This window comes from Polymorphospora sp. NPDC051019 (genome assembly GCF_040683055.1).
Taxonomy (GTDB): domain Bacteria; phylum Actinomycetota; class Actinomycetes; order Mycobacteriales; family Micromonosporaceae; genus Polymorphospora; species Polymorphospora lycopeni.
The window spans coordinates 56,303-78,241 of record NZ_JBFBCH010000001.1 but is presented as its reverse complement, the minus strand read 5'-3'; the positions used below and the strand labels follow the sequence as shown (position 1 = coordinate 78,241).

19 protein-coding genes and 1 tRNA gene are annotated in these 21,939 nt (G+C 74.6%); 16 read left to right on the top strand and 4 right to left on the bottom strand.

Annotation, left to right across the window (positions count from 1 at the left end):
* Positions 1–172: 172 nt before the first annotated feature.
* The 6 genes from AB0M79_RS00350 to AB0M79_RS00325 all read left to right on the top strand — a co-directional run bounded on the left by AB0M79_RS00350 (position 173) and on the right by AB0M79_RS00325 (position 6,073).
* A complete protein-coding gene (locus AB0M79_RS00350) occupies positions 173–1,414 on the top strand; it encodes an MFS transporter (protein ID WP_364206251.1) in 1,242 nt (413 codons plus the stop codon).
* Between the two features lie 202 nt (positions 1,415–1,616).
* On the top strand, positions 1,617–2,324 hold the full coding sequence (locus AB0M79_RS00345; protein ID WP_364206248.1) for a response regulator transcription factor: 708 nt from the start codon (positions 1,617–1,619) through the stop codon (positions 2,322–2,324).
* A gap of 220 nt (positions 2,325–2,544) precedes the next feature.
* Entirely contained in the window at positions 2,545–3,420 is an 876-nt protein-coding gene (locus AB0M79_RS00340; RefSeq protein WP_364206246.1) for an enoyl-CoA hydratase/isomerase family protein, read from the top strand.
* A gap of 46 nt (positions 3,421–3,466) precedes the next feature.
* A complete protein-coding gene (locus AB0M79_RS00335) occupies positions 3,467–4,492 on the top strand; it encodes a ketoacyl-ACP synthase III (protein WP_364206243.1) in 1,026 nt (341 codons plus the stop codon).
* 4 nt (positions 4,493–4,496) lie between these two features.
* Positions 4,497–5,282, top strand: a complete 786-nt coding sequence (locus tag AB0M79_RS00330; protein ID WP_364206240.1) for a CatB-related O-acetyltransferase — start codon at positions 4,497–4,499, stop codon at positions 5,280–5,282.
* On the top strand, positions 5,279–6,073 hold the full coding sequence (locus AB0M79_RS00325) for an SDR family NAD(P)-dependent oxidoreductase (protein ID WP_364206237.1): 795 nt from the start codon (positions 5,279–5,281) through the stop codon (positions 6,071–6,073). The genes AB0M79_RS00330 and AB0M79_RS00325 overlap by 4 nt, the downstream gene beginning before the upstream one ends.
* Before the next feature lie 148 nt (positions 6,074–6,221).
* Here AB0M79_RS00325 and AB0M79_RS00320 read toward each other — a convergent pair whose 3' ends face one another.
* Positions 6,222–7,217, bottom strand: a complete 996-nt coding sequence (locus tag AB0M79_RS00320; protein ID WP_364206235.1) for a LacI family DNA-binding transcriptional regulator — start codon at positions 7,215–7,217, stop codon at positions 6,222–6,224.
* 359 nt (positions 7,218–7,576) lie between these two features.
* Here AB0M79_RS00320 and AB0M79_RS00315 point away from each other — a divergent pair, with 359 nt between their 5' ends.
* The 10 genes from AB0M79_RS00315 (at position 7,577) to AB0M79_RS00270 (ending at position 19,523) form a co-directional block, all read left to right on the top strand.
* Entirely contained in the window at positions 7,577–9,205 is a 1,629-nt protein-coding gene (locus AB0M79_RS00315; RefSeq protein ID WP_364206232.1) for an ABC transporter substrate-binding protein, read from the top strand.
* On the top strand, positions 9,202–10,170 hold the full coding sequence (locus AB0M79_RS00310; RefSeq protein WP_364206229.1) for an ABC transporter permease: 969 nt from the start codon (positions 9,202–9,204) through the stop codon (positions 10,168–10,170). Before AB0M79_RS00315 ends, AB0M79_RS00310 begins: the two co-directional genes overlap by 4 nt.
* Positions 10,167–12,173, top strand: coding sequence for a dipeptide/oligopeptide/nickel ABC transporter permease/ATP-binding protein (locus tag AB0M79_RS00305; protein ID WP_364206226.1), 2,007 nt, complete (start codon positions 10,167–10,169; stop codon positions 12,171–12,173). The genes AB0M79_RS00310 and AB0M79_RS00305 overlap by 4 nt, the downstream gene beginning before the upstream one ends.
* Positions 12,170–13,024 carry an ABC transporter ATP-binding protein gene (locus tag AB0M79_RS00300; protein ID WP_364206223.1) on the top strand — a complete coding sequence of 285 codons (855 nt, stop codon included), beginning with the start codon at positions 12,170–12,172 and terminating at the stop codon, positions 13,022–13,024. Before AB0M79_RS00305 ends, AB0M79_RS00300 begins: the two co-directional genes overlap by 4 nt.
* A gap of 2 nt (positions 13,025–13,026) precedes the next feature.
* Complete coding sequence (locus tag AB0M79_RS00295) at positions 13,027–15,027, top strand: CocE/NonD family hydrolase (protein ID WP_364206220.1); 2,001 nt, start codon at positions 13,027–13,029, stop codon at positions 15,025–15,027.
* Positions 15,028–15,062: 35 nt separating this feature from the next.
* Positions 15,063–16,868, top strand: coding sequence for an AMP-binding protein (locus tag AB0M79_RS00290; RefSeq protein WP_364206217.1), 1,806 nt, complete (start codon positions 15,063–15,065; stop codon positions 16,866–16,868).
* Positions 16,865–17,755 (top strand): enoyl-CoA hydratase/isomerase family protein, encoded by an 891-nt coding sequence (locus AB0M79_RS00285; protein WP_364206214.1) that lies wholly within the window; start codon positions 16,865–16,867, stop codon positions 17,753–17,755. Before AB0M79_RS00290 ends, AB0M79_RS00285 begins: the two co-directional genes overlap by 4 nt.
* The gene (locus AB0M79_RS00280) at positions 17,752–18,510 is read left to right on the top strand and encodes an SDR family NAD(P)-dependent oxidoreductase (protein ID WP_364206211.1); all 759 of its coding nucleotides are present in this window, start codon (positions 17,752–17,754) and stop codon (positions 18,508–18,510) included. The genes AB0M79_RS00285 and AB0M79_RS00280 overlap by 4 nt, the downstream gene beginning before the upstream one ends.
* Positions 18,511–18,782: 272 nt before the next feature.
* Positions 18,783–18,852: transfer RNA gene (locus tag AB0M79_RS00275), tRNA-Pro, on the top strand.
* 29 nt (positions 18,853–18,881) lie between these two features.
* Positions 18,882–19,523, top strand: coding sequence for a TetR/AcrR family transcriptional regulator (locus AB0M79_RS00270; RefSeq protein WP_364206208.1), 642 nt, complete (start codon positions 18,882–18,884; stop codon positions 19,521–19,523).
* Here AB0M79_RS00270 and AB0M79_RS00265 read toward each other — a convergent pair.
* The 3 genes from AB0M79_RS00265 to AB0M79_RS00255 are packed head-to-tail and all read right to left on the bottom strand — an operon-like array spanning position 19,489 to position 21,939.
* Positions 19,489–20,262 (bottom strand): TSUP family transporter, encoded by a 774-nt coding sequence (locus AB0M79_RS00265; RefSeq protein ID WP_364206205.1) that lies wholly within the window; start codon positions 20,260–20,262, stop codon positions 19,489–19,491. The genes AB0M79_RS00270 and AB0M79_RS00265 overlap by 35 nt on opposite strands.
* Positions 20,259–21,164 (bottom strand): ABC transporter permease, encoded by a 906-nt coding sequence (locus tag AB0M79_RS00260; protein ID WP_364206202.1) that lies wholly within the window; start codon positions 21,162–21,164, stop codon positions 20,259–20,261. The genes AB0M79_RS00265 and AB0M79_RS00260 overlap by 4 nt, the downstream gene beginning before the upstream one ends.
* Positions 21,154–21,939, bottom strand: coding sequence for an ABC transporter ATP-binding protein (locus tag AB0M79_RS00255; protein WP_364207580.1), 786 nt, complete (start codon positions 21,937–21,939; stop codon positions 21,154–21,156). The genes AB0M79_RS00260 and AB0M79_RS00255 overlap by 11 nt, the downstream gene beginning before the upstream one ends.

The following is a 21,939-nucleotide window of genomic DNA, read 5'->3' as shown; positions in this document are numbered from 1 at the left end:
GGTGGCGCGATCCCGCGCCACCCGACCGGTCTGTGTAACCGGTTGGACACGTACCGCTGCGAGACTCGGCGGGGCGGTGGTGTTGACAGGCCCGGTCCCGGGCCTGTCCAGTAAAGCAATGAATAGACGATTATCGATCTTATTGTCCCCTTCCGGCTCCCCCTACCGGCCGGTGTTCACCCATCCGGTCCTGCGCCGGATCCTGCCGGGTTTCGCGCTCTCGTCGCTCGGCGACGGGATGGCCGTCGTCGCGGTGCCCTGGCTGGCCCTCGAACTGGCCCCCGCCGACCGCCAGGGCACCTGGGTCGCGGTCGCGGTGGCCGCGTACACACTGCCGGCCGCCGCCGGGGCGGTGCTCTTCGGCCGGTGGCTGCGCCGGCACGGGGGAGCGCGCCTCGCCGGCTGGGACGCCGTCCTGCGGGCCGGGGCACTCGGCGCCATCCCGGTCGCCCACCTGCTCGGCGCGCTGACCATCGGGGTGTTCGTCGCGCTGCTCGCGCTCTCCGCCCTGCTGCACTCGTGGGGTACGGCCGGCCGCTACACGCTGCTCGCGCAGGTGCTGCCGGCACGGCACCACCTGGCCGCGAACGCCCTCCTCACCACGCTCGCCGAACTCGCCATCGTGCTCGGGCCGCCGGTCGGTGCCGCGCTCATCGGCGGGATCGGCGCGGTCGGCGTACTCGCCGTCGACGCGCTCACCTTCGCGGTGCTCGCGTTGACGTACCGCTGGGCGATCGCCGCCGGACGGGCGAGCCCGGCGCCGGTCGGTGCCGGCGTGCCGGAGGCGCCGGCGGTGCCGCGCCCCGAGCCGGCCCCCGCCGGGGCGTCCGGCTGGCGGACCATCCGGTCGGATCCCCGGCTGCTCGGGCTGCTGCTGCTGTCGTTCGGCTTCTTCGCGCTGTACGGCCCGATCCAGGTCGCCCTGCCGTTGCACGTCAGCCAGGACCTGGGCGGCTCGGCCGGCGACCTCGCCGCCCACTACACCGCGTTCGGCGCCGGCGCGGTGGCCGGCGGGCTGGTCACCGGCTACCTGCGCCGGTGGCCGCTGTGGCCGCTGACGGTCGGCATCGTGGTCTGCTTCGGGCTGACCCTGCTCCCGCTCGGGCTCGGCGCCCCACCGCCGGTGGCACTGGCCGGCTTCGCGCTGGCCGGGCTGTCCTGGGGGCCGTACCTGTCGACCTCGATGGCACTCTTCCAGCGCGTCACGCCACCGGAGTCGCTGTCGCCCGTGCTCGCCGCGAACGGCGCGGTGACCGTCGTCGCGGTGCCGCTCGGGGTGCTGGCCGGTGGGCCGCTGACCGCGCTCGTCGGCGCGCGGTCGACCCTGTTGCTGACGGCGGTGGGGACCCTCCTGCTCGGGCTCGTCGCGCTCGGGTACACGGTGCTGCGGTGCCGGGCCGGCCGAATACGGTAGCAGTTCGCTGTTTCGACCAGCGCCGATAGCAAATTGTGAACATGAGGTTCCGGGGCTCCGCTCTGGAGCTGGGGCGAGGTGGCGTGGCCCCAATCGAAGGGCTATGGTGGAAGCGCTTCTACCAGGACACTACGGGCACACCACGACACTCCGAAAAGGGCGATCTTCCGGAGATCGCGACACCCCGAAAAGGTTGTGGAATGTGAAAGTGGTCGAGGAAACCCGCGGCATCCGCGTGGATCCCGGCTCGAATCCGACGGGGCCCCCGGGTGCGACCGGCACGATCCGGCTGCTGCTGCTGGTCGACCGGCCGATCATCCGGGACGCCATCCGTGCGCTGTTCGAGGCGGCTCCCGACTTCGTGCTGACGGCCGGTCACGACGCCGGCCGGCCGGTCCCGGCCGGCGTCGACGTCATCCTGGTCGACCTGCAACTGCGCGACCGCGACGGCATCGCCGTCGCCGCCGACCTCGTGCGCGGCGACGGTCCCGGCGTGGTGATGCTCGCCGACACGGCCGACGACGCCGACGTCGACCGGGCCGCCCGCGCCGGGGTCCGCGGCTACCTGCTGGAGGACGACGAGACCGCACTGCTGATGGCCGGGGTCAAGGCCGTGGCGGCGGGGGACGCCTGGTGGTCGCCGCGGGCCGCCCGCCACCTGCTGGCCGCCTACCGGCGGGTCGCCGCGGCCGACACGTCCCGCCGCGACCCGCAGGTGGCCGGCCTGACCCCGCGCGAGCGCGGCGTGATCCGGCTGATCGCGCTCGGCCGCTCCAACGCCGAGATCGCCACCGAGTTGCTGCTCGGCCGGGCCACGGTCAAGACCCACGTCTCGCGGGTGCTGACCAAGCTCAAGCTGCGCGACCGCACCCAATTGGCGGCGTTCGCCCACCGCAACGGGCTGGTGTGAACAGTTCGTTTCGGCGCGGTGGCCTGAACGTTTCTGGAATGTTCGCGGCCGGTCGTTTTTCTCCGATGGTCGGAATGCGGTAGCCGGCATTCCGTCTGCCGATGGAATGACAATTCGTCGCACGGCTCCTTCCCGACCCGGGGTAACGGTCATAGGTTGAGTCCGGTCGATCGAATCCACGATCGATGGAATTCCTCGATCAATTGGAAGGGGCTGTTGCATGTCAGTTTCCCGCGTAGCCGGGTCGGTCGCGACCCGTACCGCAGCCGGACCGGACGCCCCGCCCCCACCCACCCCGGCCCCCGGCGCGGACCCGGCGCCGGCGGTCCTGACGGCCGTCGAGCCGTACGTGGTCCGGGCGACGATCAACCGTCCGGCCCGCCGCAACGCCATCGACCTCGCCGTGATCGAAGGACTCGAACGCGCCATCGACCTCGCCGACGCGACCGGCGCCCGGGCCCTGGTGCTGCGCGGCGCCGCCGGCACCTTCTGTGCCGGCGCCGACCTGCGCGTCCTGGAGGAGATGAGCGTCGACCCGCACCGGGTCGAGACCTTCATGGTGCGGCTCGCCCTCGTGCTGCGCCGGCTGGAGACCGCCCGGTTCGTCTCGGTCGCGGTCGTCGAGGGGCACGCCGTCGCCGGCGGCTGCGAGATCCTGCTCGCCTGCGACATCTCCGTCGCCGCCACCGACGCCCGGATCGGCGACCGCCACCTGGAATACGGGCTGGCCCCCGCCGCCGGCGGCTCGGTACGGCTGGCCCGGACCCTGCCCAAGGCCCGCGGCAACTACCTGCTGCTCACCGCCGACCTGCTCACCGGGCGGGAGGCGGCCGACTGGGGGCTGGTCAGCGTCGCGGTGCCACCGGCCCACCTGGAGTCGCGGGTGGACGCCCTGGTCGACCGGCTGGCCGGCCACAGCGCGGACGCGCTCGCCGTGGTCAAGAAGATGGTCTGGACCGCCGACCACGAGCCCCGGCCGGACGCGATGTCCTGGGAACGCCGCCTCTTCCTGCGCCACCTCGGCTCCGACGACGTGTCCGAGGGACTGCGCGCCTTCCGCGAGCGGCGCCGACCGGCGTTCCGCGCCGATGACTGACCCCGCGCGTCCGCCCGGCCCGACGGCCCGACCGCAAGGAGACCCCATGTCGACCTCGACCGTGATCGGAACCGGATCGTACCTGCCCCGGCGCGTCCTCGGCAGCGAGGAACTGGCCCGCCGGGTCGGCGTACCGGAGAACTGGATAGTGGACAAGACCGGCATCCGGGAACGCCGGGTGGCCGCCGACGACGAGGCCACCTCCGACCTGGCCACCCGGGCGGCCCGGCGGGCGCTGCGGACCGCCCGGCTCGACCCGGCCGACCTCGACCTGATCGTGCTGGCCACCTCCACACCGGACCGGCCGATGCCGGCCACCGCCAGCACCGTGCAGGCCAACCTCGGCGCCCGCCAGGCGGTGGCGTTCGACGTCGACGCGGTGTGCAGCGGCTTCGTGTACGCCCTCGTCGTCGCCCACTCGATGCTGAACAGCGAGGGCTGGGCCCGGACCGCGCTGGTGGTCGGCGCCGACACCTACTCGCGGGTGCTGGACTACACCGACCGGCGTACCGCGGTGCTCTTCGGTGACGGGGCCGGCGCGGTCGTCCTCGGCCGGGACACCAGCGGCGGGAGCGGGATCCGGGCGACCACGCTGGGCACCGACGGCACCCTGGCCGACCTGGTCCAGATCCCGGCCGGGGGCAGCCGCCGGCCGGCGAGCGCGCAGACGGTCGAGGCCGGCGACCACTACTTCGCGATGCGCGGCGGCGACGTCCGGCGACTGGCCAACCAGGTCTTCCCGGCCCTGGTCGGCCAGCTGCTCAAGGCGGCCTCGCTCGAACTCGACCAGGTCGACCTGATCGCCGCCCACCAGGCCAACGGCATGATGCTCACCGACTGGTCGCGCGAACTCGGACTGCGGCCCGGGGTGCTGCACCGCACCGTCGAGCGGTACGGCAACACCGGCGCGGCCTCCGTCCCGGTCACCCTCGACGACGCGGTACGCGCCGGACGGCTCGGCGCCGCCGCCAAGCTGCTCATGGTCGCCTTCGGCGGCGGGATGACCTGGGGCGGCGTCGCCCTCGACTGGGCCGCCGACCCGGCGGTCCTCCGTTCGAACTGTGTGAGGTGAGCCAGTGACCACGTCCGCCCTCGGCGCCGAACAGGGCGCCACCCAGCCGCCGCCCGCCCCGCCGGTCGCCCACGACCTGTCCGGCCGGATGCCCCGCACGATCAACCGGTGGCCGCGCCCGTTCGCGCCGCGCAACATCCTCGGCGTGCTGCGCGCCCGCGCCCGGGGCGCCACCATCAGCCTCAACCAGGTCAAGCTCGACGAGTCCACCGTGGAGCGCAACGGCCTGGTGATGGAGCACGCCCTGCTACGGCACAGCCACGTCGCCCGGTACGCGATCGTCGGCCCGTTCACCTCGCTGTTCAAGGTCCGGGTCGGCCCGTACGCCGGCATCGCCGAGAAGGTGACCGTCGGCGCCCTGCCGCACTGGCCGGAGCTGCCGACCAGCCACGTCTTCCCGGTCAACGCCGAGTTCGGCTTCTGCACCGGGGAGTGGCCCGAGGTTCCGGGCACCGAGGTCGGCGCCGACGCCTGGATCGGCGCGGGCGCGGTGGTACGCGCCGGCGTACGCATCGGGCACGGCGCGATCGTCGCGGCCGGCGCGGTCGTCACCCGCGACGTCGCCGACTACGAGATCGTGGCCGGGGTGCCGGCCCGCCGGCTGCGCGCCCGGTTCCCCGACGACCTGGCCGGACGGCTGGTCGCGCTGCGCTGGTGGGACTGGCCACCGCCGTTCCTGAAGGCCAACATCGACCTGTTCCAGCGGCCGCTGACGGCCGACACCCTGACCGCGCTGGAGGAACGGGCCCGGTCCCTGCCCGGCCGTGCGACCGACGGCGGCGCGCGGTGACCGCCGGCACCGGCCAGCCGGTCGTCGCCCCGCCCGCCGGGGCGGTCGCCGACCGGGTGGTGGTGGTGACCGGCGCCAGCCGGGGCGTCGGCCGCGACCTCGCCCGGGTCTTCGCCGACCACGGGGCCCGGGTCGGCCTGCTGGCCCGCAGCCGCGACGCGCTCGACGACCTGGCCGGCACGCTCACCGCCGACGGCGCCGACGTCTTCGCCGCCGCGTGCGACGTCGGCGAACCGGACTCGCTGGCCGGGGCGGTCGACGCCGTGGCCGGCCACTTCGGACGGATCGACTCGGTCGTCGTCAACGCCGGCATCTCGCCGGTCGCCCGCCGGGCGCACCACCTGCCGATCGAGGCGTGGCACGACGTGCTGGCGGTCAACCTGACCGGCGGGTTCGTCACGGCGCGGGCGGCGTACCCGCACCTGGCCCGCTCCGGCCACGGCCGGCTGGTGTTCACCACCTCGGTCATGGCGGCCACCCCGCGGCGCGGGCTGAGCGCGTACGCGGCGTCGAAGGCCGGCCTGGAGGGGCTGACCCGGGCGTTGGCCGCCGACTGGGCCGGTGACGGCATCCTGGTCAACGCGGTCGCGCCGGGCTTCTTCGACACCGGGCTCGGTGCCGCGTTCCACACCTCGCAGCGCCTGCGCGAGCAGGTCGTGGGCCGCACGCCGGTGGCCCGGTTCGGCCGGGCCGACGAACTGGCGGCGGCGTTCCTCTTCCTCGCCGGCGACGCCTGCGGCTACCTGACCGGCCAGGTGCTCGCGGTCGACGGCGGCTACGGACTGGGCTGACCGGCCCGGGCACCCCCCGCGCGGGAGCGGTACGTTCCCGCGCGGGGCCGCCGGTCCCGTGACCGCAGGGGGCCGCCGGTCCCGCGACCGCGCGGGCAGCCGCCCGCGAACGTGCGGAACTGCCCGCCCGCGACCGCCGGCCGCCGGCTCACGTCGTGTCGCGCTCGACGAGCGTGAGGCGCAGCACGATGTGCCGCATGCTGCGGTCGGGATCGGACAGTTGGTCGAGCAGCGTCTGGACGGCGATCGTTCCGCTCTCCTCCAGCGGCTGCCGGACCGTGGTCAGGCCGAGCGGCTCGGCGACGTCGCTGTCGTCGAAGCCGACGACGGCGAGGTCGCCGGGCACCCGGAGGTCACGTTCCCGGGCCGCCTTGAGCACCCCGACGGCGATCAGGTCGTCGTGGGCGAAGATCGCCGTCGGCGGCTCCGGCAGGTCGAGGAGTTCGTGCGCGGCCCGGCGGGCCGGCTCCACGCCGTAGTCGACCCGGCGGACCAGACTGTCCGGCAGTGGGGTGCCGAACCCGGCGAGGGTGCTGCGGAACGTGTCGAGCCGGGCCTCCTGCGGCAGGGTGGCCCGTTGGCCCTTCTTGCGTTCGGTGACGCAGCCGAGCCGGGTGTGGCCGCGGGCGTGCAGGTGCTCGGCGACGATCCGGCCGCCCTCGGCGTCGGCGATGGCGACGCTGCTGAAGCTGGGATGTTCGAGGTCGACCAGCACGGTGGGCAGCTTCTGCTCGACCAGCCGGTGCGCGACCTTGGGGTCGACCGGCAGCGACATGATGACCAGCCCGTCGAGGCGGCGGGTCAGCGGGATGGTGGACAGCGTCGGTGAGGTGGCCGCCGCCGAGCCCTGGTCGTAGACGACGATCTCCCAGGGCAGGTCGCGGGTGGCGCGCAGGACGCCGTTGAGCCGCCGGGCGAACGACGGGTACGACGTGAACGGGGCCATCACCCCGATCCGGCCGACCCCGCGCCGGGCCCGGGTGACCGCCTCCGTCTTGGGCAGGTACGACAACTCGTCGGCGGCGGCGAGCACCCGGTCCAATGTGGACTGGGTGACCCGTACCGGGTTGTTGAAGGCGAGCGAGACGGTGGAGATGCTCACGCCCGCCCGCCGGGCCACGTCGTAGATCGTGCTCGCCGCCAAGCCGGTCTCCTCGTCTCTTCGAAGCCGTCGTCCGTCGAAGCTGTCGGGTCACGAGGCCGCCGCCTGTCGAAGCGCTCGCCCGTCGAAGTTCTTCGACAGTCACTCTACTCGACGCTTCGACGATCCCGGCCGGCGGCGTTAGCCCGTCCGACGTACGTCTCCGGACGGACGTGCGGGAGCGGTCTTCGCAGCTAACCGCCCGATTTTCAGGTGAATTGCCCTGATCATCCGGCGTCGGCCTGGACTCTTGACGGTCTGAGTAACTCCGGCGTAACCTCCACGACACGCTCGAAGTCCTTCGATCGTAGTAGTTCCGTCGAGGTCGATCCCGCGAACTACCTCTCGGGATGGAGGTCGCCATGACCCAACAGCGTCTTCACATAACCCCCGCGCCGTACCTTCCGGGCCTGTCCCGGCGGCGCCTGCTCTATCTGGGCGCCGCCGCGTCCGGCGCCCTGCTCACCGGCTGCACCGGACCCGGTGCCGGCGGCACCGGCGGGCCGGCGACCGGCACCCCCCGCACCGGCGGCGCCGCCGTCGTCGGCGGGCTCGCCCCCTTCACCACCTTCGACCCGCAGAACGCCTCCGACGCCATCGGCGTCACCCGGCACCTCTTCGACTCGCTCTACGAGGTCGACGAGACCTCGCCCGAACTGGCCGTCCGGCCGGTCCTCGCCACCGGCCCACCCGCCCGGACCACGCCGACGACCTGGCAGGTCACCTTCCGGACCACCGGATTCCACGACGGCACCGCGATGACCGCCGACGACGTCGCCTTCTCCGTCCAGCGGGTGGCGGCCCCACCCGACGGCCAGGTCTCCTTCTACAGCCAACTGCTCGGCTTCGTCACCGGCGTCCGCGTCGTCGCCGCCGACACCATCGAGATCACCACCGCCCACCCGGTCAACGCCGACGTCTTCGCCCGCCGGCTCGCCCTGCCCGCCCTCGGCATCGTGCCGAAGGCGCTGGTCGAGGCCCAGGGGGCCGAGTTCGGCACCCGGCCGGTCGGCAGCGGGCCGTACGAGTTCGTCAGCTACCGCGAGAACCAGAGCGTCGAACTGCGCCGCTTCGCCGGCTACACCGGCCCCAGCGGCGGCTGGTTCGACACGATCAGCTGGCGGGTCCTGGTCGACGACACCGCCCGCGCCTCCGCGCTGCGGGCCCGGCAGGTCGACGTCGCCCAGAGCCCGCCGTTCCGGGACCTCGAACTGCTGCGCGGCAGCGGCTTCGAGGTGGTCATGGCACCCACCCCGGCCGCGGTCTTCCTCACCTTCAACTGCGCCAAGGCCCCGTTCACCGACCCCCGGGTCCGGCAGGCCCTGCACTACGCGATCGACCACGACTCGATCACGCGGATCGCGTACGCCGGCAACGCCGCCTTCGCCACCTCGGTGCTGCCCGACTGGCACCCCGACCACGCCCGCCCCACCGCCGTCTTCGACCGCGACCCCGACACCGCCCGCTCGCTGCTGGCCGCCGCCGGCGTACCCGCCGGGCTGAAGGTGGTGTTGCAGGCGCAGCAGACCGGCTACATGCAGCAGACCGCCACCGTCATCCGGCAGAACTGGCAGGACCTCGGCCTCGACGTCGACCTGCGCATCGAGGCCGGCACCACGCTCGCCGGCAAGATCCTCGGCGGCGGCGACTTCGACGCGGTGATCAGCAGCGGCAACCCGGTCGGCCAGTCCTTCGACGTACCCGGCGCGCTCAGCTCCTTCTACGCCCCCGGCGCCTTCCGCGACAAGTTCCTGCGCTGGTCCGGCCCGGCCGCCGACCGCTTCGCCGAACTGCTCGACACCGCCGCGGCCCTGCCCGCCGACCAGGCCCCGGCCCGCTACGCCCAACTCCAGCAACTGCTCGCCGACGAGGTGCCGACGTACCCGATGCACTTCCTGTCGGTGCCCAACGTGGTCGACACCGGGGCGGTCGCCGGCCTGGGCGCCCAGCGCTGGGAACACCTCGACCTGCGCCGGGCATGGCGGGCATGAGCGGCACGGCACGCGCGCTGACCGCCGTCGCCCGGCGGGCCGCCTCCGGCGCCCTGCTGCTGGTCGGCGCATCCGTCCTGCTCTTCGCCCTGGTCGACCTGGCCCCCGGCGACCCCGTCCTGGCCCGGTTCGGCTTCCAGGCCGCCGGCCTGTCCGACGAGGACCTGACCAGGCTGCGCCACGAGTACGGGCTCGACCGGTCGCTGCCGCAGCGGTACGTCGACTTCGTCCGCGACCTGTCCGCCGGCGACCTCGGCACCTCCGCCCGCAGCGGCCAGCCGATCGGCGACCTGGTCGCCCAGGCGTTCCCGGTGACCGCGTCGCTGACCCTGGTGGCCGCCGCCGTCACCGCCGTACTCGCCCTCGGGCTCGGGATCACCGCCGCGGTGTACCGGGGCCGCTGGCCGGACCGGCTGATCACCGCCGCGTCCGCCGTCGGGCTCGCCGCCCCGGTGTTCTGGGTCGGCCTGCTCGCCATCGACACGTTCGCGATCGACCTGCGCTGGCTGCCCGCCGGTGGCTACCAGCCGGTCAGCGCCGGCCTGTGGCCGTGGCTGTCGACCCTGCTGCTGCCGGCCGTCACCCTCGCCCTCGGCGTCGCCGGCATCCTGGTCCGGGTGGTCCGCGCCTCCGTCGCCGACCAGCTCGACCAGGACTACGTACGCACCGCACTGGGCGCCGGCCTGTCCCGCACCCGGGTGCTGTGGCGCAACCTGCTGCCCAACGCCCTGGTCACCCCGCTGACCGTCTTCGGCCTCTACGTCGGCTACCTGCTCGCCGGCGCCGTGCTGGTCGAGGTCGTCTACGCCCTGCCCGGCATGGGCCAGCTCCTGGTCAACGCCGCGATCGACGGCGACTTCGCGGTCACCCGGATCGTCGCGCTGGTCACCATCGCCGTCTTCCTGGCCGTCAACCTGTGCACCGACGTCGTCGCGATGCTCATCGACCCGAGGACCCGGACATGACGCCACTCTCCGCCCGCAAGCTGTCCGGCCGCATGCGGCGGCTGCTCGCCGCCCCGACCACCGGCCTCTGGCGGCGGCTGCCGACCGGTGCCCGGGTCGCCGCGTTCGTCGTCGCCGGCCTGGTGCTGCTCGCGGTCCTCGGACCGGCGGTCGCCCCGTACCCGGCGACCCGCAACCTGGTCGGCCCGCTGGCCGCCCCGCCGGACGCCGCGCACTGGTTCGGCACCGACGTGTACGGCCGCGACGTGCTCTCCCGGATCATCCACGGCACCCGGGTCTCGGTCGTCGCCGGCCTGGTCACCCCGCTGCTCGCGCTCGCCGCCGGCACGCTCGTCGGCGCCGCCGCCGCGCTCGCCCCCGGACCGCTGCGCCGGGTCCTGGAATGGCTGCTCGACCTGCTGGTCACCTTCCCCGGCATCGTGCTCGCCGTGGCACTGGCCGCCCTGCTCAGCCCGGGCCTGCCCACCACCGTCGTCGTCCTCGGCCTGCTGTTCGCCCCGGCCGTCGCCCGGGTCGTCCGGGCCGCCGTCGTCGCCGAGTACGGCAAGGACTACGTCCTCGTCGGGCGCTTCATGGGCGCCGGCCCGGCCTGGCTGCTCGCCCACCACGTCGCCCGCAACGTCGCCGGCCCGGTCCTGGTCTTCACCAGCTCGCTGGCCGGCACCGCCGTGCTCACCGAGGCGTCGCTGTCGTTCCTCGGCCTCAGCGTGCAGCCACCGACCCCGTCCTGGGGCAACGTCGTCAACGACGGCCGTGACCTGATGGCCTCCGGCGGTTGGTGGGTGACCACCTTCGCCGGCCTGGCCACCCTGGTCGCCGTACTCGCCCTGTCGGTGCTGGCCGACGGCCTGGCCGCCGCGCTCGGCACCGCCGCGCCGGGGGAGGCGGCCCGCGCCGGCGGCGCGGTCGCCGCCGGACCGGGCGGCGCACCGGCCCGGTCCCGCCGTCCGTCCACACCCGGGGGTGCCGGGCCGGCGGCCCCGGCCGGACCGCGGGCCGCCGTACCGGCCCGCCGCGGCGAGCCGCTACTGGCCGTACGCGACCTCGGCATCCGCTTCCCGGCCGTGAACGGCGGCGCCGAGGTGCTGTCCGGCGTCTCCTTCGACGTCCACCAGGGCGAGAGCGTCGGCCTGGTCGGCGAGTCCGGCTCCGGCAAGTCGCTGACCACGCTCGCCGTCATGGGGCTGCTCCCGCCCGGCGCGACGGTCACCGGCTCGATCCGCTTCGCCGGCCGGGAACTGATCACGATGCCGGCCCGGGAACGCCGCAGGCTGCTCGGCACCGGCCTCGCGATGGTCTACCAGGACGCGCTGTCGGCGCTCAACCCCGCCATGCGGGTCGGCACCCAGCTCCGCCAGGTCTGCCGGCGCAGCGGCCGGCACCGCCCCGCCGACCTGCTGAGGAGAGTCCACCTCGACCCGGCCCGGACGCTGCCGGCCTACCCGCACCAGCTCTCCGGCGGCCAGCGGCAACGGGTGCTGATCGCCATGGCCCTCGCCGGCGACCCGGCCCTGCTGCTCGCCGACGAACCGACCACCGCCCTCGACGTCACCCTCCAGGCCGAGATCGCCGGCCTGCTGCGCGAACTGACCGCCGGCCGTGGCCTGTCGATGCTGCTCGTCTCGCACGACCTGGCGTTCGTCGCCCAGCTCACCAGCCGGGTCAACGTCATGTACGCCGGCGAGGTCGTCGAGGTCGGCCCGGTCGCCCCGGTGCTCGCCGACCCCCGGCACCGCTACCTCGCGGCGCTCACCACCGCCATCACCAGCCTGGAACGCGGCGTCCGCGCCGACCGGCCGCTCGGCGGCGCCGTACCGCAGCCCGGGCGCTGGCCGGCCGGCTGCCGGTTCAGCGGCCGGTGCCCGTACGCGACCGCCCGCTGCCGGGACACCGCACCGGGATGGGCCGGCGACGGCGAGCGGGGCTTCGCCTGCCACCACCCGGCTGGGCTGCCGGCCGGCCCGCGACCGGTCGCCGTGACCAGCGGAGGTGAGGCCCGGTGAACGCCACCGGCACCCCGGTCGCCGGCCCGCTCGGCGTCGACGGGGTCGGTGTCGAGTTCCGCGGCCGGGGCGGCCGGGTCACCGCCCTGCGCGACGTCCACCTGCGGGTACGCCCCGGCGAGGTGCTCGGCGTCGTCGGCGAGTCCGGCTCCGGCAAGACCACCCTGACGAAGGTGCTCGCCGGGCTGCACCGGCCCACCACCGGCGACGTCACCCTCGCCGGGCAGCGGCTGTGGACCATGCCGGCCCGGCAGCGCCGCGCGCTGCTCGCCCGGACCGTCGGGCTGGTCTTCCAGGACCCGGCGTCGTCGATGAACCCGCGACTGACCGTCGGCGCGATCATCGAGGACCCGCTGCGGATCCAGCGCCGCGGCGACCACACCGACCGGCGGCGACGGGTCGGTGAACTGCTCGACACCGTGCAACTGCCCCGTACCGTCCTCGACCGGCGGCCCGCCGAGATCTCCGGTGGGCAGCGGCAGCGGGTCGCGGTCGCCCGCGCGCTCGCCCTCGGACCGGCGTTCCTGCTCGCCGACGAACCGACCTCCGCGCTCGACGTGTCGCTGCGCGCCCAACTCCTCGACCTCCTCGCCGACCTGCGACGCGACCACGGGCTCGGCATCCTGCTCGTCTCGCACGACATCCAGGCGGTGCGCTACCTGGCCGACCGGGTCGCCGTGATGTATCTCGGCCGGGTCGTCGAGTCCGGGCCGGCCGCCGCCGTCATCGACCGGCCCACCCACCCGTACGCCGGGCGGCTGTTCGCCGCCGTACCCACCCTCACCGGCGCCCGGACCGGCCCGGCGGACGGCACCTCCCTCGACAAGCCAGGCACCGGACGGAGCGAATGACCATGACCGACAGCGACCGTGAGCCGTCCGCCCGCTACGGCGTACGGGTCGTACGCGACGTACGCATCCCGACCGACGACCCGGCGGTGACCCTCGCCGGAGACCTGTTCCTGCCCGACGGCGCCGGTCCGGTCCCCGCCCTGGTCTCGGTGCTGCCGTACCGCAAGGACGGGCTCGGCGGCATCGGCGGCTGGGCCTCCTACCACTGGTTCGCCGAGCGCGGCTACGCCAGCCTGCTCGTCGACTTCCGCGGCACCGGCTCCTCCGACGGCGAGCCCCGCCCACCCTTCGACCCGGCCGAGGCCGACGACGGTGTACGCGCCGTCGGGTGGGCCGCCGCCCAGCCCTGGTGCGACGGCACGGTCGGCATGTGGGGCGTCTCGTACGGCGCGGTGATGTCGCTGCGTACGGCGGCCCGCCGCCCCCCGGCGCTGAAGGCGATCATCCCGGTGCTCGGGATGATCGACCCCGAGTACGACTTCGTCCACCCGCACGGCGCCCGCGGCTGCCTCGGCTCGCTCGGCATGTGGGGCCTGAGCACCCTGCTCAGCCAGTTGCTGCCGCCGCTGCACGGCCACGACACCGTCGACGAGCAGCGGCGCTGGCGGCGCCGGCTGGAACACGCCGAGCCCTACCTGCTGGACCTGCACCGGCACGGACCCGGCGACCCGGTGTGGCGGGAGCGGGCGGTCGACCCGGCGGGGGTCGAGGTGCCGGCGTTCTGCGTCGCCGGCTGGCGCGACCTGTTCTGCGACGGCTCGATCCGCGCCTTCGAACAGTTGCCGGGCCCGAAGAAGCTGCTGGCCGGCCCGTGGATGCACACCCCGCCGCACGAGTCGCCGTTCGAACCGGTCGACTTCCACACGCTGGCGCTGCGCTGGTGGGACCGGTGGCTGCGCGGCGTCGACGCGGGGACCGGTGACGAACCGGCGGCGACCGTCTTCGTGCAGGGCCGGCCGGATCCGGCGGCCCACGACCCTGCCACCGACAGCTCTGTCACCGACGGCCCCGCCGGGCGGTCGGCGTGGCGGGCGTACGAGTCGTGGCCGCCGCCGGCGAAGGAACTGGCCCTGGCCGGCACCCCCGGCGGCGGCCTCGGCCCGGCCACCGACACCGGCCACGACCCCGGCGCCCCGGTCCTCGGCACGGTCCGGCCCGATCCGACCGTCGGGGCGCTCAGCGGGCTGTGGGGCGTCCCGACCACCGGCTTCGGCCTGCCGCTGGACCAGCACGACGACGACCTGCGCGCCCTCGCCTTCACCGGTGACCCGCTCACCGCCCCGGTGCTGGTCGCCGGCCGGCCGGTGGTCACCGTCGAGGTCGCCGGCGCCGCCGGCGACCTGGTGGTGAAGCTGACCGACGTCGACCCCGACGGCCGGTCCACGCTGATCACCGCCGGCCGCGCCGGTACCCCACCCGGTCCGGCCGGTGACGCCGGCCCGGCACCGGCCGGCGGACCGGTCCGGGTCGTCCTGGTGCCGACCGCGTACCGGCTGCCGGCCGGGCACCGGCTGCGGGTCGTGGTCGGCGGGACCGACTTCCCCCGGCACTGGCCGGGCGCCCCGACGCGGACCCGGCTCACCCGGCTCACGCTGGCGCTGCCGGTGGTGTCGGAGACCGAGGGCACGCCGGTGACCCCGCCGGTACCCGGGCCGCCGCCGGCCGGCACCGCGTCCCTGCACCTGCGCGGCACCCCGCGCTGGGACGTCACCCGCGACCTCATCCGCGACGGCGTCACCGTCACCGTCGGCGAGGACGTCGCCGCGTACGCCCCGCAGCGCCAGCACGTCCTGGAGGTGTGCAGCACGATCGCCGCCAGCGCCCAGCGGGACCACCCGGCGACGGCCCAGGTCCGGGCGACGTCGACCGCGACCGCCCGGATGAGCACCGGCGAGACCGTCGTCGTCGAGGTCGGGGTGCACGTCACCGCCGACTCGGCCGACGCGACCGGCCGGGTCACCGTCGACGGCGTCGAGACGTTCGCCCGCCGCTGGACCGCCTGACCCGAACCCTGGAACTGCGACCGAGAGGAAGTCCGATGACAGCCACCCCGGACCGGTTGACCGCCCACGTCCACGACCTGCTGGCCCGGTACGGCGACCCGGGCGCCAGCGTCGCCGCGCTGCTCTGCGACGACCATCCCGCCGACGCGGTCGCGTACACCGTCGTCGAGCCCGACCTGTCCCACACCGTGCTCACCTACGGCGAGCTGCGCGAGCGCTCCGAGCGGTGCGCCGCCGCCCTGGCCGGCCTCGGCGTCGGCCCCGGCGACCGGGTCGCCACCCTGCTCGGCAAGAGCGTCGAATACCTGGTGACGCTGCTCGGCATCTGGCGGCTCGGCGCGGTGCACGTGCCGCTGTTCACCGCCTTCGCCGCCCCGGCGATCCTCGACCGGCTCGCCGACAGCCGGGCGAAGGTGCTGGTCTGCGACGCCGACCAGCGGACCAAGCTCGCCCCCGGCGACGGCGTACCGGCCGACCCGCCGTGGCGCACCGTCGTCGTCGGCGGGGCCGCCGCACCCGACCTCGACTTCGCCGACCTGCTCGCCGCGAAGCGCCCCGGCCGGCCGGCCGCCGCGCTCGGCGGCGCCGCGCCGATCATCCACATCTACACGTCGGGCACCACCGGCCGGCCGAAGAGCGTCGTGGTGCCGACGGTGGCCCTGGCCGGCTTCCGGGCGTACGCCGAGTTCGGGCTCGACGTCCGCCCCGGCGACGTCTACTGGTGCGCGGCCGACCCCGGCTGGGCGTACGGCCTGTACTTCGGCATCCTCGGCTCGTTCACCCTCGGCGTGCCCAGCGTGCTGCTGCGCGGCGGGTTCTCGCCGGCGGCGACCTGGCAGGTGCTGGACCGGTTCGGGGTCACCAACCTGACCGCCGCGCCGACGGTCTACCGGGCGCTGCGGGCGGCGGACCTGCCGGTCCCGGACGGGCTGCGGCTGCGCTGCGCGTCCAGCGCCGGCGAGCCGCTGACCCCGGACGTCAACACCTGGGCGCGCGACGCCCTCGGCGTGCTGGTGTACGACCACTACGGCCAGACCGAGGCCGGGATGCTGATCAACAACCACCACCATCCGCTGCTGCGCCGGCCGCCCCGACCGGGCTCGATGGGACACCCGATGCCGGGCTGGTCGGCCGCCGTACTGTGGCCGGACCGCGACGACGTGGCCCCGCCGGGCGTGCTCGGCCGGATCGCGATCGACCGGGCCGCGAGCCCGCTGGCCTGGTTCACCGGGTACGGCGTACCGGCCGACGGCACCGCCGGGACGGCCGGGACCGACCCGCGGTTCGCCGCGGCGACGGGGGAGAAGTTCACCGCCGACGGCCGCTGGTACCTGACCGGCGACACCGGCAGCGTCGACGACGACGGCTACTTCCACTTCTCGGCCCGCGACGACGACGTCATCATCATGGCCGGCTACCGGATCGGCCCGTTCGACGTCGAGTCGGTGCTGTGCACCCACCCGGCGGTGGTCGAGTGCGCCGTCGTCGCCGTACCCGACCAGGTCCGTGGCGAGGTGCTGGAGTCGTACGTCGTCCTGCGCGCCCCGGCGCGGGCGTCGGCCGACCTGGCCGGGGAACTCCAGCGGTGGGTGAAGACCCGGTTCGCCGCGCACGCCCACCCGCGCACGGTCCACTTCGTCGACGCGCTGCCGAAGACACCGAGCGGCAAGATCCAGCGGTTCGTCCTGCGCGCCCGCCGCCGCGCCGAACTCGACGCCGTCGCGGCGGGACCCGCCGGTGGCCCGCCGGTCACGGACGGCGCCGTACCCCGGCCCGCCGTGCCTCCCACCGCCGCGTCCGCCATCGCCGCCGCCGCGCCCGCCGCCGGGGACGCCGGATGACCGCCGACCGTACCCTCACCACGGCGGACCGGCCGGCGGCCGGCACCGGCGACCCGGGTCAGGTGGGCGGCACCGGCGATCCGGCACCGGTGGGCGGCACCGGCGACCCGGGGGCGCCGGTGCTGGTCGAGCAGCGGGGCGAGGTCCGCTGGCTGCGGCTCAACCGGCCGCGGCGGCGCAACGCCATCGACCCCGCCCTGCTGTCCGCGCTGGACGCCGCGGTCGCCGCCGCGGCCACCGACCCGGACACCGCCGTCGTCGTGCTGGCCGGCACCGGCACCAGTTTCTGTGCCGGTGCCGACCTGCGCCACCTGCGGTCGGTCGCGGCCACCGGCGCCGACCCGCTCGACTTCCTCGGGCGGGTGTCCGCCTGCCTCGACCGGATCGAACGCGTCGGCAAGCCGGTCGTCGCCGCCGTACACGGGCACGTCGTCGCCGGCGGCCTCGAACTCGCGCTCGTCTGCGACGTCGTGGTCGCCCGTGAGGGCACCCTGATCGGCGACGGCCACGTCCGAAACGGGCTGCTGCCGGCCGCCGGTTCCAGCGTCCGGCTGCCGCGCCGGGTAGGCGAGCCGCTGGCCCGGTGGCTGGCGCTCACCGGCGGGCTGCTGCCGGCCGAGGCGTTCACCGCCTCCGGGTTCGTGCACGCGGTGGCACCGGCGGACCGCTTCGACGAACTGGTCGCGGCCACCGCCGGGCGGCTGGCCCGCGCCGCCGGCCCGGCCCAGACCGGGTTCAAGAACCTGCTGTACGACGTACGCGACCTGCCGGCCGGTCCGGCGCTGGCCGCCGAGCTGGACGCGTTCGGCGCGCACTGGGCGGCCACCGACATGACGGCCGCGCTGGACCGGTTCCTGGGCGGGGCAACGGGAGAGGGACGCCGATGAACCGCTACACCGGCCGGGTGGCCATGGTGACCGGCGCCGGCCAGGGCCTGGGCCGGGCGATCGCCGAACGGCTGGCCGCCGAGGGCGCGGACCTCGCGCTCGGCGACCGCAACGCCGGCACGGTCAAGGAGGTCGCCGCCGCCATCGCCGACTCCACCGGCGCCACCGTCGTGCCGTCGGCGGTCGACGTCACCGACGCCGCCGCGGTCCGGACCTGGTTCGGGTCCACGCTGGACGACTTCGGTCAGGTCGACGTCCTGGTCAACAACGCCGGGGTGTTCCGCGACAGCCGACTGGAGTTCATGACCGACGACGACTGGACGACCGTGGTCGACGTCAACCTGCGCGGCGCCTTCCACTGCGGCCGGGCCGTCTTCGGCCACATGAAACAGCGCGGGTACGGCCGCATCCTGTCCCTGTCGTCGATGTCCTGGCGCGGCAACTTCGGCCAGGTGAACTACGCCGCCGCCAAGGCCGGCGTGGTCGGCCTGGCCCGTACGATCGCGCTGGAGGGCGCCGGTCACGGCGTCACCTCCAACGTCATCGCCCCCGGGCTGATCGACACGCCGATGCTCGCCGCGATGGACGCCCGCGCCCGCGACAAACTCGCCGGCCGGGTGCCGGCCCGGCGGATCGGCCGACCGGCGGAGATCGCGGCGGCGGCCGCGTACCTGTGCGCGGAGGAGGCGGCGTTCGTCACCGGCGTGGTCCTCGATGTCGACGGCGGCATCAGCATCGGCTCCAGCCTGCGCTGACGCGCGCGGGTCTACCGGTCCGTTCTCGATCGTCTGCGGTTCAGGCACCCGACACGCCGCTCCGGGAGCGCCTGAACCGCAGACGATCACGACGGCCGTGGGCGAGGGCGCGACGGCCGGCGAACCCGGGCGCGGGGCCGTCCGGGCGGTGTTGCTGTTTCGGTCCACAGCCAATTCGCTGTGGATACGCCGAATTCGCTGTGAACCGCGACAGCGGTACCCGCCCCCGGCCGGCCGCCTGGACCGCCCGGCGGCAAGGAGGTCCTTGCCGCCGGGACCGACGCCGGTCACGGGCTGCGATCCGGGGTCCAGGGGTCGTCGGTTCGAATCCGGCCGTCCCGACAGCGTGAGGCTTCTCACAGGTCAGAGGCTTGCGAGCCTGCTACAAGCTGAGCCGTCGTGTCGGGCTGGCCAAGTCCAACGTGCTGCGCTACTTCGAGTCCCGCGAGGAGGTGCTGCTCGAGCTGCTTGACGCCGAGCAGCAGGACTGGCTGGCCTACCTTGATCGCACGCTGGAGTCCGGTGGCGGGACCCCGCGTGAGCGTGGCGATCGGCTCGCCGTTGTCCTGGCCGAGTCTCTCGCGCAGCGGCCTGTGCTCTGCGATCTGACCAGTGCGCACGCCAGTGTGCTCGATCACAACGTCTCCGCCGAGGTCGCCCTGCGCCACAAACGGGCTTCACGACGCACGGTCGAGGCACAGGCCCGGCTCGCCCTGCGCTACCTGCCAGAATTCGGCACGCAAGACGCCATCCGACTCGTCGCGACGACCACCCTCGTTGCCGGCGCGGCCTGGCCCTACAGCCAGCCACCCCAAGCCATGCTCGCCGCCCACGCCGCGGACCCCGCCGTGGCGGCCATGCGCGCCGACTTCACCGACCTGCTCCGCCAAACCGTGGCAGTGACCATCTCCGGGCTCCTCGCCCGCCGCGAAAACCTGCCGGTCGGCCCCACGCCCCCTCGACCCGAGCCGACCGCCGTCAGCCGAAGACCAGGCGCAGGGCGCCGAGCGTGACCAGGACGGCGAGCGTACGGCGCAGCAGCCGGTCGGGCAGCCGTCCGCCGTACCGGGCGGCGAGCCAGCCGCCGACCAGGCCGCCGGTGCCCAGCGCCAGGCCGAGCGGCCAGTGCGGGGTGTCGACCGTGGTCTGCCCGGCGATGTCGAGCGTGGCGTACGTGACCAGCCCGGTCACCGACACGGTCAGCGTGGTGACCAGGGCGGCGCCGGCGACGCGGGCGACCGGCCAGCCGGTGAGCAGCAGTGCGGCGGGCGCGGCCAGCACCGCGCCGCCGAGCCCGTAGAAGCCGCCGAGCAGCCCGCTGGCCACGCCGGTGAGCAGCAGTGCCCGCCGTACCACCGGCGACAGCTCCACATCGGACGGCCGGGCCGGACGGCGGCGCGCGAGCAGGCTGCCGCCGACGGCGACGAGCAGCACGGCGACCAGCACCCGGAAGGCGGGGGAGTCGCCGAGCAGGAAGACGTTGACCAGCGCCCCGGCGACCGCGGCGGGTGTCGCGGCGCCGACGAGGAGTCGCGTCAGCGTCCGGTCGATCCGGGGTTGCCGGAGGATGCCGACGGGGGTCGAGACGACGTTGAACAGCAGGTTGGTGGCGCTGGCGACGGTGCCGCCGAGCCCGAAGACGGTCAGCAGCACCGGCAGCAGGAGCAGTCCTCCGGAGACCCCGGTCGGGGTGCCGACCGCGGCGGCGAGGGCACCCAGCCCCACCGCCGCGACCAACTCGTAGGGGCTCAACTCTGGGTCAGGCCCCAGCGCCGGCGCAGCGCGTTGTCGAACGCGTTGAACGCGATGTCGACCAGGATGCCGATGACCAGCACCACGATGATCCAGGAGAGCAGCCGGGGCGCGTTGTTGAACTCCCGGGCGCCCTGCATGAGTACGCCGATCGACCCCTGCCCGGCGACGATGACCAGCAGCTCACCGGCCATCAGGCTGCGCCAGGCGAACGCCCAGCCCTGCTTGAGCCCGCTGACGAACGACGGCAGCGACGCCGGCAGGATCAGGAACCGGTAGAGGTTGAGCCCGCGCATGCCGAGCACCTTGCCGACCCGCAACCAGACCCGCGGCACGTAGTCGATGCCGCTGATCAGGCCGTTGGCGATCGACGGGGTGGCGCCGATGATGACCACGAACATGATCGTCGTCTCGCTGATCTGGAAGAGCAGGATCGCGAACGGGAACCAGATGATCGACGGCATGGTCTGCAGGCCGGTGATCAGCGAGCCGATCGCGGCCCGCAGCGGCCGGAACCGGGCCACCGCCGCGCCGATCAGGGTGCCGATCACGACCGCGATCAGGAAGCCGATCACGGCCCGCTGCATGGTGATGCCGATGGCCCGGGCGAACTCGGCGGTCGGGATCAGCTCCCCCATGTCCGCGAAGACGGTCAGCGGGTCGGGCAGCGCGAACGGCGGCTTCCACTCGGTGAGGTAGACGATCTGCCAGCCGGCGATGACCAGCGCGACGGCCAGGAGCTTGGGCCACAGCGAGTCCCAGACCCGGCGGCCGAGCCGGGCCGCCCGGCCCTCCTTGCTGGCCGGTCCGAGTTCGAGGGCGTCGAGCCCGGCGACCTCGTCGGTGGTGGCGGTCCGGGCGGCCGGCGGCTTCGCCAGTTCCGTACGGGACTCAGTGGGCATGGCGGGACACCTCCGTACGCAGCCGGTCGGTGATCGTCGCCGCGAGTTCGGCCACCTCGGCGGAGTCGATGCGGCGCGGTCGGGGCTGGTCGACCGGGAAGTCCTCGATGATCCGGCCGGGCCGGCTGCTGAGCAGGATGACCCGGTCGCCGAGCCGTACGGCCTCGCGGACGTTGTGGGTGACGAACAGGACGGTCAGCGACCGTTCCCGCCAGATCCGTTCCAGTTCGTCGTGCAGGATGTCGCGGGTCATCGCGTCCAGCGCGCCGAACGGCTCGTCCATCAGCAGGACGTCGGCGTCCTGGGCCAGGGCCCGGGCGAGCGCGACCCGCTGCCGCATGCCGCCGGACAGTTCGTGCGGCCGCTTGCGGGCGAAGCCGGACAGCCGCACCGTCTCCAGCAGTTCCTCGGCCCGGCGGCGGCGCTCGTCGCGGCCGACGCCGCGCAGCCGCATGGCGATCTCGACGTTCTTCGCCACGGTCAGCCAGGGGAACAGGGCCGGTTCCTGGAACATCAGCGACACCCGGTGGCCGCCGGTGTCGATGCTTCCGCCGGAGGCCGCGTCGAGCCCGGCGACCAGTGACAGCAGCGTGCTCTTGCCACATCCGGAGGCGCCGAGCAGGCAGACGAACTCGCCACGCCGTACGTCGAGGGAGACCCGGTCCAGCGCGAGCAGCGCGGAGCGGCCCCGACCGTATGCCTTGGACACACCGTCGAGACGGACGGCCACGTCGGTGTGGCGGCCGTCCGTCCCCACGGCGGTCTGGTCGACCAG

Excerpts from the sequence above, each read along its gene's own strand:
- AB0M79_RS00340 (WP_364206246.1), top strand. The coding sequence starts at position 2,545 with ATGTCAGTTTCCCGCGTAGCCGGGTCGGTCGCGACCCGTACCGCAGCC.
- AB0M79_RS00335 (WP_364206243.1), top strand. The coding sequence starts at position 3,467 with ATGTCGACCTCGACCGTGATCGGAACCGGATCGTACCTGCCCCGGCGC.
- AB0M79_RS00315 (WP_364206232.1), top strand. The coding sequence starts at position 7,577 with ATGACCCAACAGCGTCTTCACATAACCCCCGCGCCGTACCTTCCGGGC.
- AB0M79_RS00310 (WP_364206229.1), top strand. The coding sequence starts at position 9,202 with ATGAGCGGCACGGCACGCGCGCTGACCGCCGTCGCCCGGCGGGCCGCC.
- AB0M79_RS00305 (WP_364206226.1), top strand. The coding sequence starts at position 10,167 with ATGACGCCACTCTCCGCCCGCAAGCTGTCCGGCCGCATGCGGCGGCTG.
- AB0M79_RS00295 (WP_364206220.1), top strand. The coding sequence starts at position 13,027 with ATGACCGACAGCGACCGTGAGCCGTCCGCCCGCTACGGCGTACGGGTC.
- AB0M79_RS00290 (WP_364206217.1), top strand. The coding sequence starts at position 15,063 with ATGACAGCCACCCCGGACCGGTTGACCGCCCACGTCCACGACCTGCTG.
- AB0M79_RS00285 (WP_364206214.1), top strand. The coding sequence starts at position 16,865 with ATGACCGCCGACCGTACCCTCACCACGGCGGACCGGCCGGCGGCCGGC.
- AB0M79_RS00280 (WP_364206211.1), top strand. The coding sequence starts at position 17,752 with ATGAACCGCTACACCGGCCGGGTGGCCATGGTGACCGGCGCCGGCCAG.
- AB0M79_RS00260 (WP_364206202.1), bottom strand. The coding sequence starts at position 21,164 with ATGCCCACTGAGTCCCGTACGGAACTGGCGAAGCCGCCGGCCGCCCGG.